At 45.4% G+C, this 19,161-nt stretch carries 22 protein-coding genes; 5 read left to right on the plus strand and 17 right to left on the minus strand.

Annotated elements, in window-relative coordinates; translation table 11 throughout:
- Positions 1 to 4: 4 nt before the first annotated feature.
- The 5 genes from ybeY to yqfC all read right to left on the minus strand — a co-directional run bounded on the left by ybeY (position 5) and on the right by yqfC (position 5,463).
- The gene (ybeY, locus tag SWOL_RS08100) at positions 5 to 475 is read right to left on the minus strand and encodes an rRNA maturation RNase YbeY (RefSeq protein ID WP_011640966.1); all 471 of its coding nucleotides are present in this window, start codon (positions 473 to 475) and stop codon (positions 5 to 7) included.
- Positions 438 to 2,630: an HD family phosphohydrolase gene (locus SWOL_RS08105; protein WP_011640967.1), complete on the minus strand. Its 2,193-nt coding sequence runs from the start codon at positions 2,628 to 2,630 to the stop codon at positions 438 to 440. The genes ybeY and SWOL_RS08105 overlap by 38 nt, the downstream gene beginning before the upstream one ends.
- 206 nt (positions 2,631 to 2,836) lie before the next feature.
- A complete protein-coding gene (locus SWOL_RS08110; protein ID WP_011640968.1) occupies positions 2,837 to 3,805 on the minus strand; it encodes a PhoH family protein in 969 nt (322 codons plus the stop codon).
- Between the two features lie 125 nt (positions 3,806 to 3,930).
- Positions 3,931 to 5,154, minus strand: coding sequence for a sporulation protein YqfD (gene yqfD, locus SWOL_RS08115; RefSeq protein WP_011640969.1), 1,224 nt, complete (start codon positions 5,152 to 5,154; stop codon positions 3,931 to 3,933).
- An 18-nt stretch (positions 5,155 to 5,172) separates the two neighbouring features.
- Positions 5,173 to 5,463 (minus strand): sporulation protein YqfC, encoded by a 291-nt coding sequence (gene yqfC / locus SWOL_RS08120; protein WP_041427917.1) that lies wholly within the window; start codon positions 5,461 to 5,463, stop codon positions 5,173 to 5,175.
- Between the two features lie 314 nt (positions 5,464 to 5,777).
- Between yqfC and SWOL_RS14015 the strand changes: the two genes are divergently transcribed.
- Entirely contained in the window at positions 5,778 to 5,933 is a 156-nt protein-coding gene (locus SWOL_RS14015) for a type II toxin-antitoxin system HicA family toxin (RefSeq protein WP_081424814.1), read from the plus strand.
- Between the two features lie 46 nt (positions 5,934 to 5,979).
- On the plus strand, positions 5,980 to 6,354 hold the full coding sequence (locus SWOL_RS08125; RefSeq protein ID WP_011640971.1) for a type II toxin-antitoxin system HicB family antitoxin: 375 nt from the start codon (positions 5,980 to 5,982) through the stop codon (positions 6,352 to 6,354).
- Between the two features lie 54 nt (positions 6,355 to 6,408).
- On the opposite strand, the gene SWOL_RS08130 is transcribed toward SWOL_RS08125, so the two are convergent.
- Both SWOL_RS08130 and SWOL_RS08135 read right to left on the minus strand, forming a co-directional pair.
- Complete coding sequence (locus SWOL_RS08130; RefSeq protein WP_041427918.1) at positions 6,409 to 6,828, minus strand: PIN domain-containing protein; 420 nt, start codon at positions 6,826 to 6,828, stop codon at positions 6,409 to 6,411.
- Positions 6,818 to 7,039, minus strand: a complete 222-nt coding sequence (locus tag SWOL_RS08135; protein WP_011640973.1) for a hypothetical protein — start codon at positions 7,037 to 7,039, stop codon at positions 6,818 to 6,820. The genes SWOL_RS08130 and SWOL_RS08135 overlap by 11 nt, the downstream gene beginning before the upstream one ends.
- 249 nt (positions 7,040 to 7,288) lie before the next feature.
- On the opposite strand from SWOL_RS08135, the gene SWOL_RS08140 reads away from it, so the two are divergent.
- From SWOL_RS08140 to SWOL_RS15085, 3 genes are all read left to right on the plus strand, one after another.
- Complete coding sequence (locus SWOL_RS08140) at positions 7,289 to 7,639, plus strand: histidine triad nucleotide-binding protein (protein WP_011640974.1); 351 nt, start codon at positions 7,289 to 7,291, stop codon at positions 7,637 to 7,639.
- A 77-nt stretch (positions 7,640 to 7,716) separates the two neighbouring features.
- Entirely contained in the window at positions 7,717 to 7,893 is a 177-nt protein-coding gene (rpsU, locus tag SWOL_RS08145; protein WP_011640975.1) for a 30S ribosomal protein S21, read from the plus strand.
- A 423-nt stretch (positions 7,894 to 8,316) separates the two neighbouring features.
- On the plus strand, positions 8,317 to 8,451 hold the full coding sequence (locus tag SWOL_RS15085) for a hypothetical protein (RefSeq protein WP_278078265.1): 135 nt from the start codon (positions 8,317 to 8,319) through the stop codon (positions 8,449 to 8,451).
- Here the strand turns inward: SWOL_RS15085 and mtaB are convergent.
- The 10 genes from mtaB to hemW all read right to left on the minus strand — a co-directional run bounded on the left by mtaB (position 8,410) and on the right by hemW (position 19,155).
- The gene (mtaB, locus tag SWOL_RS08150; RefSeq protein ID WP_011640976.1) at positions 8,410 to 9,780 is read right to left on the minus strand and encodes a tRNA (N(6)-L-threonylcarbamoyladenosine(37)-C(2))-methylthiotransferase MtaB; all 1,371 of its coding nucleotides are present in this window, start codon (positions 9,778 to 9,780) and stop codon (positions 8,410 to 8,412) included. The genes SWOL_RS15085 and mtaB overlap by 42 nt on opposite strands.
- 40 nt (positions 9,781 to 9,820) lie before the next feature.
- On the minus strand, positions 9,821 to 10,567 hold the full coding sequence (locus SWOL_RS08155; RefSeq protein WP_011640977.1) for a 16S rRNA (uracil(1498)-N(3))-methyltransferase: 747 nt from the start codon (positions 10,565 to 10,567) through the stop codon (positions 9,821 to 9,823).
- A gap of 22 nt (positions 10,568 to 10,589) precedes the next feature.
- Entirely contained in the window at positions 10,590 to 11,513 is a 924-nt protein-coding gene (gene prmA, locus SWOL_RS08160) for a 50S ribosomal protein L11 methyltransferase (protein ID WP_011640978.1), read from the minus strand.
- A 13-nt stretch (positions 11,514 to 11,526) separates the two neighbouring features.
- Positions 11,527 to 12,660: a molecular chaperone DnaJ gene (dnaJ, locus tag SWOL_RS08165; protein WP_011640979.1), complete on the minus strand. Its 1,134-nt coding sequence runs from the start codon at positions 12,658 to 12,660 to the stop codon at positions 11,527 to 11,529.
- Positions 12,661 to 12,757: 97 nt separating this feature from the next.
- On the minus strand, positions 12,758 to 14,590 hold the full coding sequence (dnaK, locus tag SWOL_RS08170) for a molecular chaperone DnaK (protein WP_011640980.1): 1,833 nt from the start codon (positions 14,588 to 14,590) through the stop codon (positions 12,758 to 12,760).
- A 122-nt stretch (positions 14,591 to 14,712) separates the two neighbouring features.
- Positions 14,713 to 15,267 (minus strand): nucleotide exchange factor GrpE, encoded by a 555-nt coding sequence (grpE, locus tag SWOL_RS08175; protein ID WP_011640981.1) that lies wholly within the window; start codon positions 15,265 to 15,267, stop codon positions 14,713 to 14,715.
- 12 nt (positions 15,268 to 15,279) lie between these two features.
- On the minus strand, positions 15,280 to 15,837 hold the full coding sequence (locus tag SWOL_RS15160; RefSeq protein ID WP_341271074.1) for a TCP-1/cpn60 chaperonin family protein: 558 nt from the start codon (positions 15,835 to 15,837) through the stop codon (positions 15,280 to 15,282).
- Positions 15,803 to 16,849 (minus strand): TCP-1/cpn60 chaperonin family protein, encoded by a 1,047-nt coding sequence (locus SWOL_RS08180; RefSeq protein ID WP_341271075.1) that lies wholly within the window; start codon positions 16,847 to 16,849, stop codon positions 15,803 to 15,805. Before SWOL_RS08180 ends, SWOL_RS15160 begins: the two co-directional genes overlap by 35 nt.
- A 37-nt stretch (positions 16,850 to 16,886) precedes the next feature.
- Positions 16,887 to 17,912: a heat-inducible transcriptional repressor HrcA gene (gene hrcA, locus SWOL_RS08185; protein WP_011640982.1), complete on the minus strand. Its 1,026-nt coding sequence runs from the start codon at positions 17,910 to 17,912 to the stop codon at positions 16,887 to 16,889.
- A 97-nt stretch (positions 17,913 to 18,009) separates the two neighbouring features.
- A complete protein-coding gene (gene hemW, locus SWOL_RS08190) occupies positions 18,010 to 19,155 on the minus strand; it encodes a radical SAM family heme chaperone HemW (RefSeq protein WP_011640983.1) in 1,146 nt (381 codons plus the stop codon).
- Between the last annotated feature and the right edge of the window lie 6 nt (positions 19,156 to 19,161).

The raw sequence follows: 19,161 nt of genomic DNA on the forward strand, positions 1-19,161 counted from the left end.
GGGATTACCTTTCCAATTTAACTTTATGCATGATCCTTTCTTCCAGGTTACGCATTAAGTTACGTTCTTCCTCATTTTCATGATCATAGCCCAGGAGGTGAAGCATACCATGGGCAATCAAATAACCGAGTTCCCTTTCTGCGCTATGGCCATATTCTTCACTCTGGCTGACCGCTTTTTCCAGAGAAACCACGATATCTCCGAGAACATTTACTTCTCCCGGCAGGTCGAGATCCATCTCCTCTTCACTAAGTTCATTCATGGCAAAGGAAAGAACATCAGTAGGATTATTTTCGCCACGATAAATCAAGTTCAATTCTTTAATATAGCTGTTGTCCACAATCATAACACTTAACTCCGTATTCGGGGACAATTTCACCATTTTTGCCACGGCATTGGCCACATTGAGAATAACCTGCTGCATTTCCTTGGTATAATTAATCTTGTTCTGCTGGTTTATTATCATGGTTTCCATGGCTTTCTCTCCTCTTTTCAAACTCTCTTACTATGGTTTCCGGATATTCTATGCGTTTATGGTACATTCCCTCCAGGACTTTGCAAAAAGAGTTGCCTATTGTATCCAAATCCTTGAAAGTGAGGTCGCATAACTCTAACTGTCCATCGTTTAGTTTGTCCTTAATCAACAAACGAACCATATTCCTGATTTTCTCCGGACGAGGATCACTCAGGGAGCGCACCGCTGCTTCAACGGAATCTGCCAGCATTACCAGAGCCACTTCCTTGCGTTTGGGCTTGGGACCTTCATAGCGGAAGCTTTCTTCGCCCAGTTTTCCATCCCGGTCTTCTTCCATAGCCCGGTTATAAAAATATTTGGTCAGGCTGGTACCATGATGCTGTTCGATAAAATCGATTATTGTCTGCGGAAGCCGGGCCTCCCGGGCCATTTCTACTCCATCTTTAACATGAGAGGTGATAATGAGAGCACTTAAGGCCGGAGCAATTTTTTCATGGGGATTATCGAAACCTTGTTGGTTTTCCACAAAATAATTGGGACGCTTTATTTTTCCAATATCATGATAATAGGCTCCGACCCTGACCATCAAAGGATTTGCCCCGATGGATTCGGCGGATGCTTCAGCCAGGTTGCCCACCATCAAGCTGTGATGGTAAGTCCCAGGCGCTTCCAGCAAAAGCCGCCTTAAAAGGTAATGATTCGGGTTGGATAATTCCAGAAGCTTGTTCATGCTGGTAATGGAAAAAGCACTTTCCAAATAAGGCAAGGCTCCAATCATCAGAACGGCTGAGAAAATTCCGTTTATAGCCCCGATTAGTACGCCGGTTATTGCCAGGTTAAGGCTCCAATTGCCCCCTATCAGGAACAGGGTTATTATGGAAACCATGTTGGCCAAAGCTATATAGAGGCCGGAGCGGGCCAGGTCAGAGGTCTGGTTAAGCTTGTAGACCTGAAATACCCCTACAGAACCGCCTACAAAAGCAGTTATCGCATAAAAGAGCTGGTTGCCTTCAGCCAGCAATCCTACATATAAAGCCATTATCATAGTAAGAAAGTAGGCCAGGCGATTGTCCAGTAAAATGGCAATCAACATTGAACCGGCAGCTACAGGAGCCAAATAAGCCATTAGATTGTTGATGTCTGGCTGGTTGCTAATTTTGATTATAGTAAGAAAACGGGTTATTAACAATATTAATATAAATACCAGCCCTATTAATAGCATAAGGCGGTCATTTTCAAAAATATCCCTATAATAACGACGCAGGAACTCGATAATAAGCCAAAAGCTTAAAAATACGAAAAGTCCTGCACCTAGAATGGTTAAAGGATAACTCTTGCTCCTCTGAATACCCAGTTGTTCCAGGATGGAAATCTGTTCTTCAGTAACCCGGTCACCTTCCCGAACAATTATTTCCCCCGCCTTAATGGTTTTTTGCACCGGTTGCACCGATGCCATAGCTTCTTCTATGGACTTATTGGTCGCTTCCTCATTGAATATCAAGTTGGGCCTGAGAGAATTGCTAATAACCAGCTTCATAATCTCTTGGGCCTGAGGTGCAAATGCCAGCGCATCAACCTGTTTGTCAATCTGCTCACTGGCTCCCTTTATAGCCTCATCCGTAAGGGGTTTGCTCATTATTCCCCGAACCACCATTATTGAAGCCTGCCTCATAGTCTCCATATCCGATATTGGAGTATTGAGGAGGTAAGAAACCAGTTGCTGCTGGTTATATTTTAGATTTAGATAATCCTTCCGCTTACTGTTGCTATCGAGCAAATCCTCCAGCTTATCCTGTCTTTCATCAGAATTCATTATTTCCGTTAAAGTGGAAAAGAAATTATTTATCTCTGTTTCCGTATTGGAAAGAGCATATTGATCACCCTGATAAACTTTTTGTACCTTGCTGGCGGCCTGTTTTCTCAGTTCATCACTTTGCTTTTCATCAATCACTACTGCGGTGATATTAGATTGAATATTACGTTGGGCCACTTCATCCGGTTTTAATCTAACCTGGGTGGGGGTAAATTTGGAGAAAATAATAAAAATGGTTATGGAAAAGAACAGTAATACCCCTAAAACCTTTCTGGTGGTAGACTGACTTAGAAAGCCATATATTCTCTTCCACACAAAGTTGAGGATAGTGCTAAGCTTCATCTATACGCTCCTCAAGGTAGAACATTAATAAGAAAAGTGAGGGGTGAGGGGTAAGGTGTGAGGAGTATAATACATTTCCTACTACATCTTACTATTCAAGCGCCGACTAACTCACTTTTCATCGATGGTTGTGGCCCCTGGCCATGGGGGTTAGTTGAATGTTCCGGGGCCTATTGTCCCGCATTACGCGCAACCCCCAGGGGATTCTAAAAGCCCTCCAGGGCTTCGTAAGTTTCATAAGCATCTATAATCTTTTGTACCAGCGGATGCCTTATTACATCTTCTTTAGTCAAATATTCAAAGGATACCCCGGAAACATGCCCTAAAATCTTCTGAATTTCTATTAAACCTGAATACTCTTCTTTAGGTAAATCCACCTGAGTTATATCACCAGTTATGACTGCTTTGGAGCCAAAACCAAGACGGGTCAGAAACATCTTCATCTGCTGTGGAGTCGTATTCTGGGCTTCATCTAAAATAATAAAAGCATCATTTAGTGTTCGCCCCCGCATATAGGCCAGGGGAGCTACTTCAATGATATTCTTCTCCAGATAGCGTTGAGTTATTTCCACCCCAAGTATATCAAAAAGCCCATCATACAAAGGTCGAAGATAGGGGTTAACTTTTTCTATAAAATCTCCCGGTAAGAATCCCAGTTTTTCACCGGCCTCCACCGCCGGTCGCACCAGAATTATTCGTTCCACTTCTTTATGTTTAAGGGCTCGAACCGCCATTACCACCGCCAGGTAAGTTTTGCCCGTTCCTGCTGGTCCGATGGCAAAAACCACATCATCCTTCAGTATTGACTTGATATACTTCTTTTGTCCCAGGGTTTTAGCTTTGATAGCTTTGCCCCGGGCAGTATTCAAAATCGGGGAGGATACAATGTCTTGATGCCTGGACTTCTCTCCTTTTTTGATCAACATGTAGCGGTAATCAATATCATTTATATTCAATTGCTGTTCCCGGTCCACTACTTCCAGTAGATTCTGAATCAAGTCAAAGCTTTGCTTAACATCATCTTCCTGGCCTTTAATATAGAGCTCTGCTCCCCGGGCATATATTTCTGCCGGGGAAATACTCCGCAGATGTCGAAAATTTTCGTCACCGGGACCAAAAAATATTGCTGCTTGCTGGTTGTCCGATAAGGTTATTCTACTTTCCTTTTCTACCAAACATTCAGTCCCCCTATCGAAATATCCATCTTAAAAATCCCTACACCCTAAGCAAAAAACAACTACCTTTTAACCGACAATTGGCCGGAGTAGAAAGGTCGTTGTTATTATATCATATGGTACATTCAATTGCCATTGGGACTGACATTTATAGGTTCGGCCCGAGCTATATCTTCAATGGTTTCAACCGATAGCTGGACTCTAATAATAGAATCACTGGGTGATGATAGAAGCCTTTTTTTCTGATCAACAATTTTCTTATCATTCCCCATTTTCTTCAGGAGGCTTTTCATAGCCTTTTCCTGAGCAATAGATAGTGCTTCTTCTTCACTATATTGCGTTATTTTTTTAAGCTGTTCCCGCCACCGGGTTTTATATACTCGAACCGACCCCATTGGAGTTTTTATTTCCTTTTGTTTTATTTCACAAATAGAGAAATCATAATCTTTGGTTTTTGCTTTCTTAAGGGGTATGGTTTTACCCCCTATCTCCAATTTTATCTCACTACTTTCCTTTCCGCTTAAAAGCATTTTTTCCGTACGCAGACGGCACTCTCCATATCCCTGATACCACACCCGGGCTTTTACACGCCCCCGGGCCCTGACCAGAGAAGGTTTTTCTTCCAATTCCTCTTCCACTCCCTCCATAAAAGGGTTTTTCTGAGGATAAACCACTCCAGAAATTAGAATATCTCCTTTGGACACAGCTTTACCCACCTCAACCTGGGCCTCACCAGCCAGAACCAGCACTTCTTCCACCACGCCTTCTTTGGCTGCCACTATGTGGCAAGGTCCGCTAATCTCCTCACGGGGGAATATTTTCTCTACCACTTCTATAGTAGCCTTTACCCCCTGAATATCAATTTTTACATAGGCTAATTCGCTCAAGTCCCGCAGCATGGCTCCTTCAACCTCACTACGGCTAAAGGTCCATCGCGGAGCACCCGGATATATCCCATACCTGGCTGCCGTCATAATTATCCGGCTCTTGTCTACTTTCTGGTTGCCGCTTACATCAATAAACCATATAAATGAAGCCATAAAGTAGAGGGCGGCAATAAAAATCACCGCCCCGACCCAAAAGCCCAAACGCCTGGTAAGTATGCCCTTTAAAAAAGGAACTCCTTCCTTTTTAACTATTTCTAATGAATAGTTATTTTCCTCGCAGATATTTTCTAGCGCCTCAAAACCACTGATTTTTACCTTCATATGCATTCCATCATCAGTTTTCTTTATATCCCAAATATGTATTCCCCGGCTTAGGGCGAGGTTAATAATCCTTTCCGGTCTCTCTCCCCGTAAATTCACCTTAATGATGCCAGCTAGCTGGTTCAGAAAGCGATTGGACATGCTCTCTCCTCCTCCAAGCTAATCCAAAAACCTGATGGAATGAATTTCCCCGCTGATTCCCATTTCTTCCGGCATGAGTGTCTTTATCTGTAGTTCTTCCCCTTCTATCTCCAGAAATCCCCGGCTAAGATTAATGCGCAGGCGGTTTAAAGCGTACTCAATAATGCCCCGGTGGTTTTCCAGATATAATTCATTTCTTCCCACAACTGTTATTTTGGGCAGATCCAGCACCAGGTCCCCGGGCAGTTCCAGGAATTCCGCCATAGCTTTGTTTAACAATTCTCGGCGCCGCTCCATTTTTATAATCATTCCTTTCAAGGAAAGCAAGGGAACGTTCTTTTTGCCTCCTGTGGGTGGGTGGAAGCAAGGGGACGTTCTTTTTGCTTCCTGTTTTATTCCCGTTTCTGTCCCTATATTGGGCTTTAGCTTCATAAAATTATATGCTTCCTGCCCTGACTACATGCTTATGAAGACTTTGGACTTCATAGCAGGAATTGCCTAATTTCAAGGCTACGATATCCGGCAAAAATAATAATTGGAGTAATTTATGATTGATTTTAAGTAATTTGCATAATTATAATAGGAAATAAGAAGGGTGGCACACAAGACATGAAACAACGGGATTGATAAAGAAACTTGAAGCTAACGGCTATAGTAAAATAAGAGATAATGGAGACCATGCCATCTACCAAGCTTTTGGCAAAAGAGCCGTACAAGTCCCCAGGCACCGAGAGATTAACGAAAACACAGCCAGACAAATCCTAAAGGATGCTGGATAAAATAAACCTTACAAAGCCAATATAAGCAAGAAGAGGAGGCCAGAATATGGAATATGTTTACCCAGCTGTATTTGAACAAAACAGCGATGGCAGTATTACTATAACTTATCCTGATTTACCCGGTTGTATCAGCGAAGGTAAAACATTGGGTAATGCAATCTATATGGCGCAAAACGCCTTAACGCAATGGATCGAATTCTTACTGGAAGCAAAAGAGCCTGTTCCGATTCCAAGCGATATTAAAAGCATTAAGCCATTGAATAATCAATTTATTAATCTTGTCCGGACTGAGATTCGTAATAATCGCGCTATACGCCGTACGGTTAGCATTCCCATGTGGTTGGATATAAAAGCAAGCGAAGCTGGCGTTAGCTTATCCAAAATATTGCAGGATGCTTTAAAGGAAAAACTTGGAGTATAGCAAAGAGCCGGGTTATTCGCCCGGCTCCTTTTTTTTGAATTCTCGGTGGGTGCCCTAAAATGGATTTTTGATTTTAACTCCCATTATGTTGGCCCCATCCTGCATATCTTCCGTATAAATAATCATGCATTTACTGTGCAAAGCGGCTGCTACAATCAGGGCATCATAGTAGTTGTATCCGCTTTTTTCCCTTATATCCAGGGCAGTATTATATAACTCCATTCCAGGAAATACTTCACAAACCGGAAAAAGAAAACGGTTGATAAACTCCCTGCAGTCACTTAAAGACATAGGTTTTTTAAACTTGTTTAAAGCCACATTACAAAATTCTTGAATTACTTGAAAGCTTATTACCCCTGTACCGGACTGTAAAGCTTCCTTAAGGAGTTCTTGGGCTATCTGGTTTTTCTGCTTGCTGTGCTTATCGAAAATATACACTATTATATTAGTATCCAGGAAAAATCTATCTTTCATTAAATTCATCTCGGCTAAATTTCCTTCCTGCGTCAATGTAATCGACTTTGGCTAAGAATGAATCTAGCTCTGCTGGAACAGTCAACTCCCTTGTATAACCTCTTAACCACTGCCTGAATAGTGCATTAAGGGTAGTATCGCTTTTTTTAGCCTTTTTCCTGGCTCTCTCGATCAGGTGTTCCTCTGCACTCAAAGTAATATTCTTCAACATAATTTCACCTCTTCTGTAGTGTACACTTTTATCGTGTTAAACACAACCAGCGATGAAAAGCGAGTTAGCAGCGGGGGACATATTTCATCTCGTTATATAAACCCAATTTTTTAATCTCTATTCGCTAAACAACTTTTGACTTACACGCATTTTCTGATAGAATTAAGGCAGCATCTGATTTAACTTGAAACCCCTACAGATTCCAAAACCATAGCTCATGAAGAGACTATGCTTGATGGAGGTGAGAACTTGAATAAAAGCGATTGCTTGTTCTGCAAAATTGTAAACCGCGAGATTCCCGCTGAGCTTGTTTATGAAGACGAGAGAATAGTGGCGATTAAGGATATCAATCCGGCTGCTCCGGTACATATTTTGCTAATCCCCCGTGAGCACATCGTTTCTCTGGATCAGGCTTCCAATGAAAATGTAGAGTTGTTGGGTTACATTCAGACAACTGCGGCTAAACTAGCCCGGGAGCTGGGCATAGCTGATAAAGGTTATCGCTTGGTTAACAACTGTGGAGAATGGGGAGGTCAGTCGGTTTTACACCTGCACTATCATTTGCTGGGAGGCAGGCAACTGGCTTGGCCGCCAGGCTAATCTTGACTACCAAGCATATTAAATAGTAAAATAGAGTGGTATTTACTTAAAGCTGGTCGGTTGAGGGGAGGGAAATAATGAGCGAAGTAAAAGTCGGGAAAAACGAATCCCTTGACAGTGCCTTAAAGAGATTTAAACGTTCCTGTCAGAAGGCAGGGGTTTTACAAGATATTAGGAAACACGAACACTATGAAAAACCGAGTATTAAGAAAAAGAAAAAATCAGAAGCGGCCCGCAAAAAGAAAAGATTCTAATACCGCTCAATAGCTGAAATTCAGCAACTACGGTCTTTCCGGTACCAGAACGATAATAGAATAAAGTGTTTTAAGAGTCTGGTAAGTAAAGCTTTACCAGACTCTTTGATATTTTGGCTGATTGAGCTGTTAAATGATATTGGCGCTGATTAATTTGACGCGCAAACACAGATTGTTTATGATTTTGGCATAAAGAAATAAAGATAATGCAAAATATGATTCCGCTGCAAAAGTAATAAATATGCATTAAACTTGCATAAATATTCCGCTCCAGCGTCCTTAATAGCGACCGCAGGGAGCATCAGTTGTGCCCGACAGGGCGCTACGCATGGGCAACACCAACGCTCGTTTTGCATATTTATGCAACCCCACGCAGCAAAAGGGGGTTTTTGCAGTAGAGTCAAAGCATTTATTAAAATTTAAATGAGGGATGATTTAAAGATGGGTTTTATGAACAAAGGTATGCGTAATCCCCGGCAAAAAAAGCTGGTTTATATCCTGGTTGGACTGGTAATCCTATCCTTCCTGGTCAGTATTGTGGCAGTAGGGTTCTATTAGAAAAGAGCCATATAATAACCTCCCCCGGGCAATGCTGTTTTCCATAGCTTCCAGCTCGACCATGATTAGTTCTCCGGTCAGCTCATCAATCAGTTCCCGGGGGGAAGAAAACTCCAGTTCTAAATAGTTATCGCTAAGACCCCGGAAAGAGTCTTCTCCTACTATCTGCTCTACCAGCACTTCCAGTTCCTGTCCCAGCTGCTGGTTTATGAAACTCCGCTTTTTTGCTTCAGCCAGTTGTATTAGTTCGGCGCTTCTCATTTCTTTTTCTCTGTCACTGACCTGAGGTTCCATTTTAGCGGCAGCCGTTCCCGGTCGTTTTGAGTATTTAAATACATGCAAGTCCAGTACGGGTAAATCCTGTAACAAAGCCAGGGTATCCTGGTAATCCTTCTTTTCTTCACCGGGAAAGCCCACCATTACATCGGCGGTTACGGCCGCTCCCTTTACTCTCTGTACTATATGCTGAACCAGTTTGTAATAGAATTCCCGGTCATAACGGCGGTTCATGGCCCGCAATATGCGGCTGCTTCCACTCTGCAAGGGAATATGAAAGTGACGGCAAAGCCTTTCTCCGCCGGCTGCCATCTCCAACAACTCCTCGTCTATCTCCACAGGCTCCAGGGAACTCAACCTGATGCGGTAATTACCTTCCACCCGAGCGAAAAGCAACCGCAGCAATCTACTAAGGTTCCAATCTTCCAGGTCATTTCCATAAAGCCCGGTATGAATACCGGTCAATACGATTTCGTGATATCCCAGATCCACCAGTTGCTGCAACTCGGCTGCCACATCTTCTGGCAGTTTGCTCCGGGAAGGACCGCGGGCAAAAGGGACGATACAGTAAGAACAATAACTCTGGCATCCATCCTGAATCTTGACAAAAGCTCGGGATCTTTCATGCCGCTTAGAATAGATAACCGGGGGGAGCTTTTTTCCCGCCACCAGCGGTGGGCATACAATAAGGGGCTCCGACTCGCTCCTACTGCTTACCTGTCCTTCAATCAGTTCGAGAATAGCTTCTTTTTGCTGACTGCCTACTATTAGATTCAGTCCGGGTATGGCTGCCAGTTGCGCGGCATCTACCTGGGCCAGGCAACCGGTAGCAACGACCATCGCTCCCGGATTCCTTCTGGCAGCACGGCGCAGCATGGCTCTGGATTTGCGGTCGCTGCTGTGAGTCACAGTGCAGGTGTTAACGATGTACAAATCCGCGCTTTCATTGAAGTCAACCAGTTGATAGCCTCTTTGTATGAACTTTTCCTTCAGCTGTTCTGTTTCTACCTGGTTTACTTTGCATCCCAGGGTATGAAAAGCTACTTTTTTCATAATTGTCTCCCATCTCATGCACTCAGCACAGCCCCTTGCTTCAGCCGAGTTCACCATATTCGTACATAATGATGCCGCAGGCGAGCAGGCTGGCGGTTTCCGTTCGCAAGGTCCTGGGGCCCAGGCCTGCTATAAACCAACCCTGTCTTCTGGCTATTTCGACTTCTGCCGGGGAAAAGCCCCCTTCCGGCCCTATAATGAGAAAAAGACCCTGGGTGCAAAAATTTTCCCGCTGCTCCCTTAATAGCGTACGAAAATAGGCTTCCCGCTCCTGTTCATAGCAGAGCAGGGCCGGTTTATCCCCTATTTGAGCCATAAGAGCGGGAAAATCCAAGATAGGCTTAACTTCTGGAATATGGTTGCGGCCACATTGCTTGCAGGCTTCCTGCGCAATCTTCTGCCAGCGTTTTATCTTCTTCCCTTCTTTCTCCTTATCGAAGCGGGCCACACTATGCTCACTTTGCAAGGGAATAAGGCTTCTTACTCCCAGTTCTACCGCTTTCTGAATAATAAAATCCATCTTCTCGCTCCGGGCTATACCTTGAACCAGAGTAAGATTAATGGCCAGGTCCTCCGCTGTTGTCTCCTGGGCAAGTATCTCAGCCTGCAAGATCTTCTGCTTTTTTTCCTGCAAGCGCACCTGGTATTCATTCCCGTTTCCATCAAAAACCTTGACTATATCACCAGACTTGAGACGCAAGACCTTTTCTATATGCCGGGTTTGCTCCTCATCAATCAAAACGCTATTACCCTTGATATTATCAGCAGAAACAAAAAAACGAGGCAAAGACTAGCACCCCATTCCCGGTTTATTCTTTCCGCGCCGCTACTCCTATCCAATCAACATCCTGGAGAACCTGCTCAATAACAAAGCCATGGGTTTTTAATTGCTTCTCCACTCCCGGCCAGCGGCTGTCGACAATTCCAGAACCAAAAAAATAGCCCCCGCTCTTTAAGACTTTGGCGGCTTCCGGAATTAAGCAAGTGACCACCTCGGCCGTAATATTGGCCGCAACCATATCTGCCTCGAATGTTTGAATTTCCTCCACAATATTCCCGAGCTTGACTGTAATAATGTCGCTCAGTCCGTTTAACTCAACATTTTCCCGGGCGATTTTTACCGACAATTCCTCAACATCCATGGCCAAGACCCGGGCTGCTCCCAGTTTGGCCGCGGCGATGGACAGGATACCAGAACCACAACCAGCGTCAATAAGCTTTTCTCCCCCTTTTACATAATGGTCAATAAACTTCATGCAAAAACGGGTGGACGCATGTATACCGGTGCCGAAAGCCATACCCGGGTCTATATCTATAACTACTTCCCCGCTTTGGGGTTGGTATTCTTCCCAGGAGGGCTTGATTACCAGGCGCTCGCCTATTTTGAAACGGTGATAATATTTTTTCCAGGAGCTCTCCCAGTCCTCATCTCTAACCTCATCAATAAAGACTTTACACTCAACATTAAAGTTCTCTTTGACTGTCTCCAGGCAGCTTTGCAACTCCTCCATAACTTCGCGTTCTTCCATAAAATAAGCTTTAATGAGCACAAACTCGTGATCGAGAAAGTCCGGCGAAACCAAATTGGGGTTCCATTCCTCCTGGTTTTCATATTTCCTGGCCGCCTGCGGGTCTTCTATAACTACTCCACCAGAACCGAGCCGGTGGAAGATTCCAGCTATTGCTTCAATACAAATTCCTTCGGTCAGAACAGCGATTTCTTTCCATTTCATTCCACTACACCCTCTATCCCATAGCATCTTTGAATTTTTCGAACAGGCCTTTCTTTCCTCCTTTTTCATCACTTTCCTCCGCAAACTGCAGGAGAATTTCCCTTTGCCTGCGGCTTAGCTTGCGAGGAATTTTGACCTCAATTTGCACCTTGAGGTCCCCGTTACGATGACTATGCAGGTGGGGAATACCTTTTCCTTTTACCGTTATAATATCCCCCGGCTGGGTCCCTTCCGGAATATGCAGCAAATGAACCGCGCCACCCAGTAGAGGAACTTCAACTTCGGTTCCCAGGGCCGCCTGTACAAAATCGATGGGCAGCTTGCATAGCAGGTTATAACCCTCTCTTTTAAAGGAAGCATGAGGCCGAACCAGTATTGTAATATAAAGGTCGCCTGAGGGTCCGCCTCTTATACCTTGCTCGCCTTCGCCCTGAACGCGAAGACGCGAACCACTGTCAATACCGGCTGGAATCCTAATATCAATTCTTCTGTTTTTCCTTTGTTCTCCGTTGCCCTTGCAGGCTGAACAGGCCTTCTCAATAATCTTGCCTTCACCCCGGCACTGGCTGCACGGCCGAGAAGTCTCAAAGCGGCCAAAAGGAGTGTTTTGCACCGTCCGCTGCTGCCCCGTGCCCCGGCAAGTAGGACAGGTCTTAACCTCGGAGCCTGGTTCCGCCCCACTGCCTTTGCACTTTTCACAGCGTTCCATCCGGGATATTTCGATCTCCTTTTCTATACCAAAAACGGCATCCTCAAAATTTATTTCCAGGCGTACCTCGCGGTCGGCACCCCGTTGTGGACCGGTTCTTCTGCGGGTTCCGGCGCCGCCGAAGAATATATCAAATATATCCCCAAAACCACCACCCATATCATCGAAGCCGCCAAAACCGCCGAAGCCTCCGGCTCCGTTGCGTGACGGGTCAAAAGCATCATGCCCGAAGCGATCATACAGTTCCCTTTTTTGGGGGTCACTTAAGACTTCATAGGCATCGGAGACCTCTTTGAATTTCTCTTCTGCCTGGGGATCGTCCCGGTTAACATCGGGATGCAGTTTCCGGGCTTTCTGCCGGTAAGCTTTCTTTATTTCTTCGGCACTGGCATTTTGAGAAATATCTAAAACTTCATAGTAATCACGCTTTGCGGACATCCTTTCCCACCTTCCTGAAAAACAGGCCTACCCGGACGACGGAAATCGCCGGGTATCACCCTCTCCCCCTAGTAAAATATGCCCTGGCAGCAGAAAACTAGTCTTCCTTTTTATCGTCATCTGCCACATTGTAGTCAGCATCAAAAACTTCGCCATCGCCAGCATCAGAAGGACCTGCACCGGCTTCCGCATTTTTGGCGGCTTCTTCATACATTTTGGTCGTAAACTTGAAAATTACCTCGGTCAAAGACTCGGTTTTCTTCTTTATATCCTCGATATCGCCGCCCTCCAGAGCCGTTTTCAGCTCATCGCGGGCTGCTTCAATCTCTTTTTTAGATTCCTCATCTATTTTTTCGCTGTATTCCTTAACGGTCTTTTCCGCCTGGTATATCATACTATCCGCCGCATTGCGGGCTTCGATTTCCTCCAACCGTTTCTCATCTTCCTCGGCAAACTTTTCGGCATCTTCTACCATGCGGTCGATTTCCTCATCGCTCAGGCCGCTGGAAGAGGTTATGGTGATTCTCTGCTCTTTGCCCGTGGCGGTATCTTTGGCGGTCACATTTACTATTCCATTGACATCTATATCAAATTTTACTTCAATCTGTGGTATTCCGCGAGGGGCTGAAGGTATTCCGCTTAACTGGAATCTCCCCAGGGTAACATTGTTGCCAGCCATCTTTCTTTCCCCCTGCAGCACATGAATATCCACCGAAGTCTGGTTATCCGCTGCAGTAGTAAATACCTGGCTCTTGGCCGTTGGAATAGTGGAATTACGGTCAATTATTCGGGTAAATACCCCCCCCAGAGTCTCGATTCCCAGGGAGAGAGGAGTAACATCAAGCAACACCACATCGGTAACTTCGCCGGTTAAAACCCCGGCCTGAATAGCGGCCCCAACCGCCACAACTTCATCCGGGTTTATTCCTTTAAAGGGTTCCCGACCGGTAATGTTCTTTATTGCTTCCTGTACCGCGGGTATTCTGGTGGAGCCCCCCACCAGTATCACCTTATCCAACTCGTTGGTCTTCAGGCCGGCATCTTTCATAGCCTGGCGAGCAGGCCCCATGGTCTTTTCCACTAGGTCGGCGGTCATTTCTTCGAACCGGGCCCGGGTCAAGGATTTTTCCAGATGCAACGGTCCTTCCTGAGTGGCCGTTATATAAGGAATGTTGATATCGGTGCTCATCACCCCGGAAAGCTCATGTTTAGCTTTTTCCGCCGCTTCCTTGAGACGATGCATGGCCATCTTGTCATTTCTAAGATCTACTCCCTGTTCTTTTTTGAATTCCTCTACCAGCCAGTTAATAATCCTCTCGTCAAAATCATCGCCCCCCAGGCGATTGTTACCGCTGGTGGCCTTGACCTCAAAAACCCCATCGCCGATTTCCAGTATGGATACATCAAAAGTACCTCCACCCAGGTCAAATACCAGGATGGTCTGGTTCTCATCCTTATCCAGCCCATAAGCCAGTGCTGCAGCGGTAGGTTCATTGATAATCCTCAAAACTTCCAGCCCGGCTATTTTCCCCGCATCTTTGGTTGCCTGCCGCTGGGAATCGGTAAAATAAGCGGGAACGGTGATTACCGCCTGGGTAATCTTTTCACCCAGATATGCTTCTGCATCAGTTTTTAACTTCTGCAAAACCATAGCCGATATTTCCTGGGGAGTATATTTTTTATTATCTATTTCAACTTTATAATCGGTACCCATTTTTCTTTTAATAGATAGTACCGTTCTGTCCGGATTGGTTACGGCCTGGCGTTTAGCTATCCTCCCCACCAGTCTTTCATTACTTTTGGAAAATCCCACCACCGAGGGGGTAATTCTTTCCCCTTCGGCATTGCTTATTACTTTGGCTTCATTTCCTTCCATTACGGCTATTACTGAGTTAGTTGTACCAAGGTCTATTCCTACAACCTTGCCCATTTGCCACACCTCCAATAATAATCTAAGCTAGTAACTCCCATAAAGGAGAGATTTGGATGTCAAAGATTATTTTGCATATCTATGCACTCATTCCCCCTTTCTCCCGGTTTCTTTAGGGGGAACTAGCTGTTGCTAACTTTAACCAGGCTGGGGCGAATAACCCGGCCATGCATTATGTAGCCCTTCTGAAACTCCTCAATTACCATGTTCTCCTGCTCTTCACTGCTGCCTTCCACCATCAGCGGCTGGTGATACATGGGATCGAAGGCTTTACCCACCGCTTCAATCGCCTCTACACCTTCGTTTTTTATTAATTCATGCAATTTCCGGGCTATCATTTCCACTCCTTTGTTCAAGGCTTCCAAATCCTGATTGGCATGGGAAACATCCAAAGCCCGGTCCAGGTCATCTATAACCAGCAGTAAATTTTTAATCAAGGGTAAGGTAGCAAATTTTATATATTCCTCTCGTTCCCGACCGGCCCGCTTTTTAATGTTCTCTTGCTCAGCCAGAGCCCGCAAATATAGGTCATAGTTCTCTTGTTTTTCTTCCTGTAGCCTGGCTAATTCTTCCTTAAGAGCCTGGATTTCTCCACCTTCCACAGTTGCGGATGGTTCAGCGCTTTCGATTATCCCTTGCCCATGTTCTTTTTCCAGTTCAAGTTCTTCCTTAGTCATAATTTATCACCTCTAATCCCAGTTCTCTGTGTTTTCCGAATGTTCCGGATCATTTTTCATTTTAATAATGGTATTTATCCTTAGGATAGCTACTGCCACCTCACCTGCTGCTTTAATAGCATGAATCTTTACCGTGGTGGGATCAACTATACCCTGCCGCATCATATCCATCAATTTGCCCTTTTCACAATCAATCCCGATGGAATCACTGCCGTTCTTTCTCTGGGCCACCACCACATCCCCCAGCTTTTCCAGCGGGTTGAAACCAGCATTGCTTATCAAACAGGAAAACGGCTTGAGCAAGGCTTCTTTTACACAGTTCACACCGAAGGAGGCCATGCCTTCAAGCTCCCGGGCCACTTCTTCCATATGCGCTGCCAGCCAAACCTCTGTGGCCCCTCCTCCGGGAACCACCCCTCCCTGCACTGCTGCCTGAACGGCGGCGGCGGCATCTTTGGCCATGCGTTCGCGCTCTTCGACCACTTCTTCCGTAGCCGCACCGATAAGAACGGTGGTCCAACTCTCTCCCTTGCCATCATATATATATATATATATGCTGCAGCTTCTCATCTACTTTAACCATCCGGGCTTTGCCTAAATATCCCTTAAGGCTATCCAAATCCCGGTTAAGAGCATTTCTTTTTATCTTCCTGGCAGCGGTATGCTGGCAAAGTTTCTCGATTTCCCGTGAAGATACCCTCTGTACCGCCATTATTCCTGCATCAGTCAGAAACTCTTCCGCCATATCATCAATACCGCGGTCGACCACTACCATTTTTACGCCCAGTTCAGGAATTTTACGCAGGTTTTCTTCGTAGTTGGCCCGGGCCTGCAGATAATACTGGAAACCGCTCTCACTCTTCATAGCTTCCCGTTCGATTTCTTCGGGCCCCAGGGCATCATCTATAACCAATATCAGCGGATTTTCCAAAACTGCCGGCATATCCTTATTCACGGGTTCCTTGTTAAGCAAAACCCCACGGAAAACCTGGCTGGGAGCCAATTCCCGGGCCACTACCGCATCGGCAAACTTGTAGTCCCGATCCAAAAGCTTCTTTTTCCCTACCAGCTGCGCTCCCTTGATAACCAGGCGAGCTAGATCCCGCTTGCCCCTTCCGGCTACTTCGGCAATACTAAACAATACTTTATCGTCCAGGGATTCCACTGCCCGGCTTTGCTTTCTCACCAGGTTCAGAGCAGCAGCTATCCCCTGTTCTATACCTTCAATCACTCGGGTAACCGGTACCCCTTTCAGTACCTGTTCCACTCCCTCAGCTACCAGCGCAGCGGCAATAATGGTAGCCGTGGTGGTCCCATCCCCTACCTCTGCTTGCTGGGCCCGAGCGGTGTTTATTATCATACGGGCCGCAGGGTGATTGACTTCCATCAGCTTTAATATGGTTACCCCATCGTTGCTGATAACTACATCACCAAATCTATCCACCATCATAATATCCAGGCCCTTGGGACCAATGGTGCCTTCCACCGCCTGCGAGATGGCCCGGGAAGCATTAGCATTGCTCAAAAGAGCCTGGAATCGGTCATCTGATTTCTCTTGTCTGGCCAGCTTGTTTTCCGACATATTTCCCTCCTTTGTTTGAAGGGGATAATACATCCCCCTAGCCTAAGCCCTTAAGATAGTCTTCTATAATATCCCGCACCGTTTCCACCGTACCTACGGCTTTCCAGTATTCCATACGCACCGGGCCTATCACTCCTATCTTACCCAGCTCGCCAAAAGACTTATACCCTGCTACCACCAGACTCATTTCCTTGATTTCTTCCAACGGGTTCTCCCGGCCAATCTTAATGTCAACTGCCTCTCCCAGTTCCCCGGGAATAATCTGTCGCAGCGAATCGTCTTCTTCCAAAACATTCAGTATTCGTTTTAGTTTATCCATATCTTTAAACTCAGGTTCATTAAGTATATTGAGGGCTCCGCTGACCATTACTTTTTCATCGCGGGAGTTTTGCAACAGGTTATCTATAGCTTCCAGGGCATTATCAATAATTTGACGGCGCTGGCTGAGGTTCTCCCTTATGAGTTGCAAATCGCTTCTTTTTACTTCCTCCAGTCGCTTGCCTATGAAGGCCTGGTTAAACAAGCCGGTAATAGCCTGCAAATCCTGGGATGATATGAATTCAGGGATACTAATTATACGATGCATTATTACCCCCATATCACATACCAACAAGAGCAGGGCTTTTCCTTGATCCAGAGGAAGCAGTTGCAGGTTGCGAAACTCAGTGAATTTCACTGCTGGAACAATAACAAAGGAAGTATAGCGGGTCATCTGGGATAGAAAATGAGCAATCCCTAAAATCACCTGCTCCCAGTCTTCTATATTCTGTTCAAATAATTGCTGCAATAAAGCGTATTCCCTCTCTCCGGGAGGCTCTTTTTCCATCATGCAATCCACATAATAACGAAAGCCTCTTTCGGAAGGGATACGACCTGCGGAGGTGTGCGGCTGCTCCAGGTAGCCCATGTCTTCAAGATCGGCCATTTCATTTCTTACTGTCGCTGCGCTTATTTTTAAATCATGCTTTTTTACCATAGCCCGGGAACCTACCGGTTCAGCCGTTTCCACATAGTCACGGATAATGGATCCCAGGATATTCCTTTTTCTTTCATCCAGAGTCATATATATCACCGCCTGTTAGCACTCTCCTCTATTGAGTGCTAATCGCTGTTAATATGAAAATATCACCTGTAAAATCCTTTGTCAAGTCTGGGGATCATCATATAAAGCGGCAAAAAACCTGATTGGAGAGAAAATAGCCCCTTCTGGTTAAACAAAGCCGGTTATTTTCCAGTTTTAACAGTCCTTTTTGCTCAGCGTCTTCAATTTCAACTGCAAATCGTTCCCTGAAATCCAGCTGATATCTAGCGGCAAACTGCGCTAAATCTATTCCATCACAGAGTCTTAATGCCAGTATTATTTCTTCCCGCATTTTCTCCTCAGCGCTCATTTGCTCCAGTATTTCTACTGGCGCCTCCTGCCCTACCTCCAGGCTCATCAGGTACTCCTTTAAAAACGGTCGATTCCGATATCTTTGCCGGCCGATGCAAGATACTGCTCCCGCTCCTATCCCTATATAATCCCGGCCGCACCAATAGTTCAGGTTATGGCGACATTCAAAACCAGCCTGGCAGAAGTTAGAGAGTTCATAATGCCTGAATCCCTTTTCGGGCAGGTAATCCAAAGCCATATGGTACATGGCGTTTTCACTTTCTTCATCCAGCAATTCAATCTGAGCGCTTTCTATAGCCCGGGCCATTGCGGTGCTCTCATCCAACTGCAAAAGATAGGCGGAAATGTGTTGCGGTCCACAGGAAACCGCCAGTTCCAGGCTCCTCTGCCAGGATTCCAGGCTTTGTCCCGGTATACCATATATCAAATCCAGGTTAAAATTTTGGCATCCTTCTTTATGCAAGGCCTCTATGCTTTGCATTATTTCGTAGTAACCGTGAACACGACCCAATACCCGCAACTCCTCCGGGGAAAAACTCTGTATCCCCAGGGAAATCCGGTTTACACCAGCCGCCAGAATTCCTCTTAGAAAGCCTTCTCTCCTTGTGGCTGGATTCATTTCCAGGCTTATTTCAGCATTACTGCTAACATTAAAATTATAAGCAACCGCCTCCACTATGCTCTGCAGTTGCTCCAGGCCAAGCAGGCTGGGGGTGCCTCCTCCCAGGTAAATGCTTAAGATGATGCTGTCCGAAAACAAGGTCGCAAGCTTTTCTATTTCCAGCCGTATAGCATCAGTATAGCTCTGAAGCTGGGCCGGGGATTGGAGCGGCAGGGAATAAAAATCGCAATAGCCGCATTTTTTCAGGCAGAAGGGTATATGAATGTATAGCCCGACAGGCTTTTTCTTCATAATATG

Source organism: Syntrophomonas wolfei subsp. wolfei str. Goettingen G311 (assembly GCF_000014725.1).
In the GTDB taxonomy this organism is placed as follows: domain Bacteria; phylum Bacillota; class Syntrophomonadia; order Syntrophomonadales; family Syntrophomonadaceae; genus Syntrophomonas; species Syntrophomonas wolfei.

Coding starts and splice junctions, on each gene's coding strand:
- hrcA (WP_011640982.1), bottom strand. CDS start 17,912: ATGACTCTGGATGAAAGAAAAAGGAATATCCTGGGATCCATTATCCGT.
- SWOL_RS08125 (WP_011640971.1), top strand. CDS start 5,980: ATGGAATATGTTTACCCAGCTGTATTTGAACAAAACAGCGATGGCAGT.
- dnaJ (WP_011640979.1), bottom strand. CDS start 12,660: ATGTCCGCAAAGCGTGATTACTATGAAGTTTTAGATATTTCTCAAAAT.
- SWOL_RS08180 (WP_341271075.1), bottom strand. CDS start 16,849: ATGTCGGAAAACAAGCTGGCCAGACAAGAGAAATCAGATGACCGATTC.
- SWOL_RS15160 (WP_341271074.1), bottom strand. CDS start 15,837: ATGAGAAGCTGCAGCATATATATATATATATATGATGGCAAGGGAGAG.
- SWOL_RS08105 (WP_011640967.1), bottom strand. CDS start 2,630: ATGAAGCTTAGCACTATCCTCAACTTTGTGTGGAAGAGAATATATGGC.
- SWOL_RS15085 (WP_278078265.1), top strand. CDS start 8,317: ATGAGGGATGATTTAAAGATGGGTTTTATGAACAAAGGTATGCGTAAT.
- hemW (WP_011640983.1), bottom strand. CDS start 19,155: ATGAAGAAAAAGCCTGTCGGGCTATACATTCATATACCCTTCTGCCTG.
- yqfD (WP_011640969.1), bottom strand. CDS start 5,154: ATGTCCAATCGCTTTCTGAACCAGCTAGCTGGCATCATTAAGGTGAAT.
- mtaB (WP_011640976.1), bottom strand. CDS start 9,780: ATGAAAAAAGTAGCTTTTCATACCCTGGGATGCAAAGTAAACCAGGTA.
- rpsU (WP_011640975.1), top strand. CDS start 7,717: ATGAGCGAAGTAAAAGTCGGGAAAAACGAATCCCTTGACAGTGCCTTA.
- prmA (WP_011640978.1), bottom strand. CDS start 11,513: ATGAAATGGAAAGAAATCGCTGTTCTGACCGAAGGAATTTGTATTGAA.
- SWOL_RS08135 (WP_011640973.1), bottom strand. CDS start 7,039: ATGTTGAAGAATATTACTTTGAGTGCAGAGGAACACCTGATCGAGAGA.
- dnaK (WP_011640980.1), bottom strand. CDS start 14,590: ATGGGCAAGGTTGTAGGAATAGACCTTGGTACAACTAACTCAGTAATA.
- yqfC (WP_041427917.1), bottom strand. CDS start 5,463: ATGATTATAAAAATGGAGCGGCGCCGAGAATTGTTAAACAAAGCTATG.
- grpE (WP_011640981.1), bottom strand. CDS start 15,267: ATGACTAAGGAAGAACTTGAACTGGAAAAAGAACATGGGCAAGGGATA.
- SWOL_RS08130 (WP_041427918.1), bottom strand. CDS start 6,828: ATGAAAGATAGATTTTTCCTGGATACTAATATAATAGTGTATATTTTC.
- ybeY (WP_011640966.1), bottom strand. CDS start 475: ATGGAAACCATGATAATAAACCAGCAGAACAAGATTAATTATACCAAG.